Annotated in this window: 4 protein-coding genes and 1 pseudogene; 2 read left to right on the forward strand and 3 right to left on the reverse strand. The window is 54.5% G+C overall.

Going from position 1 to position 7,768, the window contains the following annotated elements; translation table 11 throughout:
- Positions 1 to 183: 183 nt before the first annotated feature.
- Positions 184 to 4,128 carry a YobI family P-loop NTPase gene (locus tag AC07Y9_RS16610; protein WP_102681520.1) on the forward strand — a complete coding sequence of 1,315 codons (3,945 nt, stop codon included), beginning with the start codon at positions 184 to 186 and terminating at the stop codon, positions 4,126 to 4,128.
- A 349-nt stretch (positions 4,129 to 4,477) separates the two neighbouring features.
- Here the strand turns inward: AC07Y9_RS16610 and AC07Y9_RS16615 are convergent, their stop codons facing one another.
- Positions 4,478 to 5,488, reverse strand: a complete 1,011-nt coding sequence (locus AC07Y9_RS16615) for a hypothetical protein (protein ID WP_494990494.1) — start codon at positions 5,486 to 5,488, stop codon at positions 4,478 to 4,480.
- A 240-nt stretch (positions 5,489 to 5,728) separates the two neighbouring features.
- Between AC07Y9_RS16615 and AC07Y9_RS16620 the strand changes: the two genes are divergently transcribed.
- Positions 5,729 to 6,421 (forward strand): ImmA/IrrE family metallo-endopeptidase, encoded by a 693-nt coding sequence (locus AC07Y9_RS16620; RefSeq protein WP_102681522.1) that lies wholly within the window; start codon positions 5,729 to 5,731, stop codon positions 6,419 to 6,421.
- A gap of 498 nt (positions 6,422 to 6,919) precedes the next feature.
- Here AC07Y9_RS16620 and AC07Y9_RS16625 read toward each other — a convergent pair whose 3' ends face one another.
- On the reverse strand, positions 6,920 to 7,402 hold the full coding sequence (locus AC07Y9_RS16625) for a hypothetical protein (protein ID WP_256581013.1): 483 nt from the start codon (positions 7,400 to 7,402) through the stop codon (positions 6,920 to 6,922).
- 30 nt (positions 7,403 to 7,432) lie between these two features.
- Positions 7,433 to 7,768, reverse strand: a pseudogene (locus AC07Y9_RS16630) (integrase); the annotation flags it as partial.

Here is a 7,768-nt window from a genome sequence, read left to right on the forward strand (position 1 = left end):
TAAGCTAGCGCCAAGCTCTTGCCAGGTGAACAAAGGGTTCGCAGGCGAAGATGGCCGTGAGCTATCATCCCAACCCTCGTATCAGGCTCACCGGAAGTTCACCTTCCCGCTCAGACCCAAGATCGATCATTCAATCTTCGGCAAATGAATGCCTGGTAGCCGCCAGCCTGCTTGGAGACACGGATGTTCATTCGCTTGCGCGCCTTCTATAACCGGGCATTTTCTGCCTATAACGCCTGGACTAATAAGGCTCGTCGCAAGCTAGCCGCCTTGAAGCGGTACCAACGTGCGGCAGTCAGCGCCTATCAGGCCGCACGTGCATTCTTGGCCATGCCTTCTCATGAAAATCTGTTCCAGCCGCTAACTCCAGTGCTCATTGAGCCAAGGAAGATCCAGCGGTATGAGCGTGAGCTATTGAATGGGCTGAAGAACGATCAAGTCAGGAACATCGCGATCACGGGGGAGTACGGGGCAGGGAAGAGCAGCGTGCTTCGAACCTTCGTTCATCGCCACCCTGAATTCGTCTACGCGTTTGTTTCGCTAGCCACATTCGGCAAGGACACCGAGATCTCTGGGGCGTATGAGCTTGTTACCGATACCGACGTGGCCTCGGAATCTCCGCGCTCATCCGAGCCCTCTGCAAAGGCAGGGCAGGAATCTAAAGCCGAGGAAAATAGGGCTGAATCCGATCTCGTTGCCCGGATCGAGGAGACGATCGTCCAGCAGCTCCTGTACGCCGTCCCTGCAAAGACACTTCCCAAGACCCGCCTTAAGAGAATCGACCAGGCCTCGGGCCTGAAGATATGGTGGAAAACGCTCTGCTATGGCCTCCTCATTCTGGCGGCGCTGAGACTGTACGTTCCTGTGGCAGAGAAGCTGCCCAAGATTGAACCGGCCTGGCTCCTGGAATGGCTGCTGTGGATCCCGAGCCCGCTCGCCGTCGGAGTCGCCGCGTTAGGGTGCATACACCTGCTACACACGTGCCTGCGTCTGAGTTCGCTGTTCAGTATTGATGGTTTGACACTCAAAGGTGGCAAGCTGGAGACCACCCACCATGGCTCCGTCCTGCACAAAAATATCGATGAGATCATTTACTGCTTTGAGCGAAGCAGCATTGACGTGGTGATCATTGAGGATCTCGACCGATTCGGCATTCATGACGTGTTCACCCGATTGCGGGAAATCAATTTCATCATCAAGCAATCACCTCAGGTGAAACGACCTGTCTATTTCGTCTACGCGCTGCGCGATGAAATGTTCGTCGTCGGCGAGAAAACCAAGTTTTTTGACCTCATCGTCCCAGTGATCCCCGTCATCAACTCGGAAAACTCCCAAGAGAAGATGATGGAGCTTCTGAACCTTCGAACCTTCAAATCGAAACCCTTGGGCGAACACCTCGACCGTCGACTGGTGGAGACGGTCTGCTACTACATCGATGACCTCCGGCTGGTGAAAAATATCGTCAATGAATTCGATATGTTTTCAAATATCCTTGCCAGCGGCCTACGCCTAGAGCCAGACAAGCTGTTTGCGATTGTCGCCATCCGCAATCTGCATCCCGGCGCGTACGCCGACTTGGTCAAACGGCGGGGGGTGATCTATGGGGTCATCAAGGGCCTCGATACCTGGAAAATCCAGCAGAACAGCGCCTACGCCAGGCAGCTTGATGGCTTGCGACGTGAGCGAGATGATCGAATCTCAGAATTGGCCAACAATGTCACTGAGCTGAGGGCCTGCGTTTGGTTCACGCTTCTTCGACTGACCGAAATGGACACGGCAACCCATGTCCTAATCACTGGTACCCAGTACACGCAGAAGCAGTTCGTGACCGACGAGGTGTTCGACGTATTAATGAATCAAGCCGGGCCCCTCTCAATGGTTGCCTTGGATCAATACGGGCGGGCCAGAAACTCATCTCGAAATGTCTCGAAGGCTGAGCTGCTCACCGCTATATCCTATGAGCGGCGCCATGCTTTGCTTGGGCGGCGACTTAGCACAATCGCGGATGAAATCGCGTCGGTGCAGAGGCAATCGGATCAGGTCATCAGGATGTCGTTCAAGACTGCGATCAAGAAAGGTTATGGAAACCTCGTAAGGCACAATCTTCTGGGCTTGGACGTCGTGAGCTATCTAATGCAGCATGGTTTTCTCGATGCCGACTACACCGACTACCTCGGTTATTTCTATCAGGGATCGCTGACGTCTGGTGACAAAGATCTGATCCTTTCATTGAGACGTGGCGTGCTGCCTGAAGTATCCACGCCTGTCGACAGCCCGGGTACCGTGCTGGAGAAGCTTAAGAGCGACGAGCTCGACGAGGGTAGGGGGATCATCGTCGATTTGATCGCCTGTCTCAGCGCCCGACCAACCTCGCTCGCGGCTGGCTCAGCAGACACTCAGCTAAGCCATATACTGAGGAGCGGTCTGGACGAGCACACCGAACGAATGGCCATCGCAGTGCGCGAGCTTTTGAGTCGAACAGACGCGGCTGGATTTATTCGCGCCGTGTACCGCCTCGAACCCAAACTGTTTCATAGCCTTTTCGACGCTAGGGACACGGGGGACGCTGGTGGCGTTTTTGAAGGAAGCGAGGCCCGTCAGTCCCTCGTCAAAGCAATCGTCGACAACCTGGCGGAATCCGATTTCAAGACCCTGGCCGATGACGTTTCAACGGATCTGATTCCTACGATCAATTGGCTGGAAGATGCTTCACGACTGATGCCAGGATTAGAGAGCAATGTGGGAGCCTGGGCGTGGCTCAGAGCTTACCCAGTCCAGTTTGCCTCACTGGGCCATACGATGAGTCTCGCAGACCTCGAAAGGCTGATCGACTGGCGCTGCATCAAGATCAACCTCCCAATGCTATCGCTGATATGCGCGAAGTCGGAAGCTGGACAGGATTCTAAAGACGCCAAATCCGAACCTGCAGATGTGGGCATCGTGTCCTTGCGTAGGCTGCAGGCTTTGGGCATCGATGGGCTCGGTAATTATCTGCTCTCTCACGCCGATGAGCTCGGTAGCGCATTGCTAGATCAGTCTGCTGCTCTGGATGAATCAAGCGACTCCTTGGCCAGTTTACTAGCAGAACTGGACGCAGATCACGACCTGACAAATAGACTCTTCGATCGCACGACCTGTGACCTACACGCACTCACTGACGCCCCGAGACATCTTTGGACAAAGGCACTTGAGAGTGATCGCCTGGTGGCCAAAGCTGACGCAGTGTGGATTTTTTTTGAGAAAGTCATTGGGCCAGACGGCCACGTCTCGGACGAAGAAATCGGATCGGAACCCACAACGGTATTCACCGGCTTCATCGCTCGGAATGCTTCGTCTCTCAAGGGCACGCTGTGGCAGTCAACGAGCGCAGACTGGTCGCTGCAACAGTATCTTCTGAGCGCCACCAGTATCAGTAATGACGTGCTCCAGGTATTGCTCGATGGCGTCGTGCTTCAAGACCTATCAATGATAAAAGCAGCGCTACCTGAGGGTCGCTGGGGCATGCTGGTAGCCTCATCATTTTTGCCATACAGCTCGGAAGTCAGGGAGATCGTACTGAATACTTGCCCACACCTCGAAGGCAAGTACCTGGTTGAACGGTGGGATCTAGCAAAAGCAGAGATCGATATCAGCTCGCTCCAGCTCGACTCGATGATCACGCTGAGCAAAAGCAAAGCGCTGTCACTCACACAGAAAATTCAGATGTGGTCAGCGCTTAGCCTGGAGACGATTGAAAGCAAACCGGAAGCGGTTCCAGAGCTCGGCCGTGTATCTATGCTGGCCAACCAAGCTGGCGAAAGGTTTGCTGATCTGCTGATGCCTGTGCTGCGACATCTGGTTCGCAACGCGAGCCTCACCCCGGAGCAGCGCTCTGAAATGCTGACACAATGTCTTCCCGGGATGAAGTGGCCGGACATTGCTGCAGCTCTAGGGTTGCTCGACGATGAGGACTTCAAAACCGTGAGCGCGAAGGTCAAGAAGATCAAGGTAAGAAACACCGAGTCAAACCGGAGGTTGGGCAACGCGATGAAGTCTGAAGGGTACTTGGCAACGGTGACCACTGAGGACGACGTCATCATCGCAACCACCAGGCCCTCGTCAATGACATCTGAGGACGGATGGCTCTAGTCTGAGCGTTGAAGGTAGCAGCTTAGCGACCACCGTAGAGCGCCAGATAGGGCTTGATGCTAACCTGCATGGGAGTAACCTGACCCTCGCACATGACTTCTCTAGCTGCTCGTAAAAGCAGCATGGGCGAGGGGAGTGCTGACGTGAAGTATGGGGCTGTTCTTGTGCCAGCAGGTGGGCGATGCTGGAGCTGTAACGTGGATACAAACCAATTCGATAGGCCCCTCAGCCTTGACGCCCTAGGACTGTTTCTCCCGGGATAGTCTGAACGCGTTAGGGCTCGCTTAGCATCCATGGCAGGCCCGAACCACCATCCGCATATGCTTCGGGGTGGCTCAGGCTTCACTAGCTACTTGTCGTACTTGGAAGGCAATGGGCAGTCGTAGTTAACGTCAACCATGTCCAAGTTCTTCAGCTCGAAATTGGCGTAGCTCGTCCCCTGTGACGTTCGTACTGTGGGTTGTGCGTACAGAAACACAAACGCAGTTGGTTTGGGCTGCTGGGAGATCTTTGAAAGCCTGGTAGCCATGAGGTTTTTGAGTTTGTAGCGCTCGATGAGCGCGTCCGAAACGAAGCTTGAGGTCGTCAGGCTTTCGGTTCCGCGCATCAAGCATTTCTTGAACTTGATCCGGTACGCGTCGTTTTTTCTAGTGCGATCGATGTAGGCCCACCCATAGTAGATGACGGGGTGGTCGGGGAGGTCAGTCAGATCCTGCTCCCAGATGCATTTAAAAATGCTGTCGTAGGCCACGTCCTGGCCGGCAATATTGAGTCGGCGAAACTCCAAGGTGTTGTCGGATCGATATCGGATATACCGGCTTACTACAGAGCGCACGGAGTAAATGGGGCCGACGATCCCGGATTCACCCAGCTTGGTCGTGTAAGGCCTTGTGTTTCTAGCGCGTTGTTTCGCCAAATGCACATCAGCGCTGGGATCCTGAGTAGGTTCATCATAGTACGAGTCGGGTCGATCAAGCTTGAACACGTCAACAATGGACTCATCGACGGTTTTGCGCTCCTGCCCGTCGGGGCCGCTCGGCTCAACCTCAAGGTCGATCGCCTTCCCGTTGCTGATCCCGCATGCCTCACTATGCTCTCCGTAAACCTTGAAGTGCGGCACGACCCGCATGCTCTGCACGTCCTTGTCCAAATTTGCACAGGTCACCTGGGCTGCACAGTCCGCTCCAGGGCAAACGAAGGCTCGTTTATTGGTAATAACACCTGCCCAAAACAGGTCATAGGCTCGATCGGGATCGACAAAGTCTCCAGCCTCAATGCTAAACGCAACATCCAATGCCATGTTTCTTGTCAAACCTCCTGTAATCCTTTTGATGGCCCCCAACGCTACAGCGGGCGACATCAAGGGCTCGATGTGTTGATAGCGGTCTGGTACGCCCCCATCGGCCATCGCCGTGGCCGAATCCTCGCACACAATCTGGAGCAGGGCGACCCTAAAGATGGCGAAATGAAATCACTTTTTTTCTTATGCCAAACTCCTCAACCGTTCATCTGGAAAACCCATATGGTGAGTTAGTCATATATTGAAACCACTACATATTGGTCTAGATTGTATTTGACGGCCTACATGTGGTGTTCCGCCATGAACGAAGATTCAATCGAGAAAGCAGCGACTGACCTGCTCATGCAGATTTACCGTGATCGCCGGTACCTCTGGCCAGATCAAGAAATTCCACCGATGATGATGCGCAGCCCGCGGATCGCCGCCATGGTCTGCGGCTACGACTATCATGAACATCCCACACTGGGGGACACCCAGTTCAACCGACATAACACCGGTACTCGCATTGCGGGCCTGATTGACCGTCAATCCAATAAAATCGCTGTCGCGACCGAGTTTGGTGACAAAGTTCAGCTCTTCACGGGGGCCCATGAAGTCGGCCATCTTGTGCTGCATGAGGACACCGTCATGCATCGCGACCGCGCGTTTGATGGCAGCCCGTTGCAAACACCACGTGCACCCGCAGAGCGACAAGCCGATCACTTCGCGGCCTGCTTCCTCATGCCTCAAAAGCTGGTGAGGGAACGGTTCGAATTTATGTTCTGCTGCAAGGGGCAACTGCGCTTCAGCGACGTGATTGCCTATCACCTCGACCCCAACAATCCGGATCGGCTCCTCTACGCCCCAAAAGAGTCGGGAGAACGTGAACTGGCGCTGGCGCGATGCACCCGCTTCAACAACCAGAACCTGGTGTCACTTGCCCAGCAATTCGGCGTCTCGGATTCGGCGATGGCCATCCGGCTCAAGGAACTGGAGTTAGTGCGATGGCCATAAAGCGGGCAGGGGTCACAGCATACTCAGAGTGTGGATCGTCGGTAGCAATTAAAGAGCAGTGTGTAAATCACTTTTCAACACCGTTAACCACTGTGGTTTACAGTGCAAAAAAAGGGTTTACACCTTCTCCAGATCGTGGCACAGCGGATTGATCTTGCCTCACCAGGTCACTCCTGTACGACCACGCGCCGGCATGAAGCAGCCCGGCGTTTTATCCACGGTTTCTGATGAGTCGGGTCAGTGGGTCAAGGTGTGCGACTGTCTGAATTACCGTGCTCGCAGCCTCGGCAGCGCTCCTCAATCAGCCAAGGCACCGGCCGGTCGTCTGCACCCATCCAAGCAAAGGCATCCCTTGACGGCGATTGCGAGAGGAGCGCGCAGGCGTGAGGACGGACGCCCGAAGGGCCGTGATGAGGCCTGATGGCCGAAACACGGTTTACGACAGCCGTCCCCGCAGGGGCACGCTCAACGCATCCATTAGAATGCCAATAGCAGTTCTCACTCAGGAACAGGCTTGCGACTCACCAACATAACCGTCAAACCGCGAATCTTCTCCGAGGCGCTGGAGATCTCTGGATCATCAGACCCAGCTGCGCTGTCTGCCAAATTCAGGTAACGCAGGTAACGACCAAAGACTTCATCGAAATGGGGTGCCAGCGGCAGCCAGCCATCCTTGGCTGAACGAAGCTCAACCCAACGTCCGTCCGACCTACGATTGAACTGATCGAGATGGCCGGGCGCCCTGGCGTTTCCCATGATGCTCCAGAGCCGGCGGCCCGAGTATCTGGCCATGATCAGGTACATCTCAATTATTCGGAATTCATGCACGCCCATTAAATTCGGCAGCGACTTTAAGACCCATTCCAGCTCAGCATCGGTCAAAAAACCGATTGCCTTGGGTTGCTTAAAAGCAAGATTAGCAAGGGGCTGCGCGGCAACGTTCTCACGTGAGGCTGAAGTATCCTTGAGGTAAAAATCCAAAAACTGCGTCGCGCAGCGAATCTCTCGCTTCTAGACATTTTTCTCGATTTCGCCGTCATCACCAATTGATCTGGAATCAAGGAACGGGCGCCAGATTGGGTTTAAAGACCAGCCCTCAAATGCGACGTCGGGTTCCTGCACGAAGCGAGCCTGTTTGCCGGACACAGTCCAAGCTTTTGGCGGGTTGAGCACAAACTCTGCGTAGCTCTCAAACTTGTCGACGTACCAGATGTTGATGAAGGGATTGGCTGCCGGGTCTATCTGGGCTAGCCGATCAGCCACAGCGAGATTCGTAGGAAAGGATCGAAGCAGATTTGGCCTCCAGTATTGCCATGGTGGATGTCGTGGTCGAATGGGGTTCAGGGT

It is taken from the genome of Pseudomonas sp. GW456-L12, from assembly GCF_059424045.1.

What these genes read in the sequence shown, in the direction of transcription:
- AC07Y9_RS16610 (WP_102681520.1), top strand. Translation starts at nt 184, where the DNA reads ATGTTCATTCGCTTGCGCGCCTTCTATAACCGGGCATTTTCTGCCTAT.
- AC07Y9_RS16615 (WP_494990494.1), bottom strand. Translation starts at nt 5,488, where the DNA reads ATGTCGCCCGCTGTAGCGTTGGGGGCCATCAAAAGGATTACAGGAGGT.
- AC07Y9_RS16620 (WP_102681522.1), top strand. Translation starts at nt 5,729, where the DNA reads ATGAACGAAGATTCAATCGAGAAAGCAGCGACTGACCTGCTCATGCAG.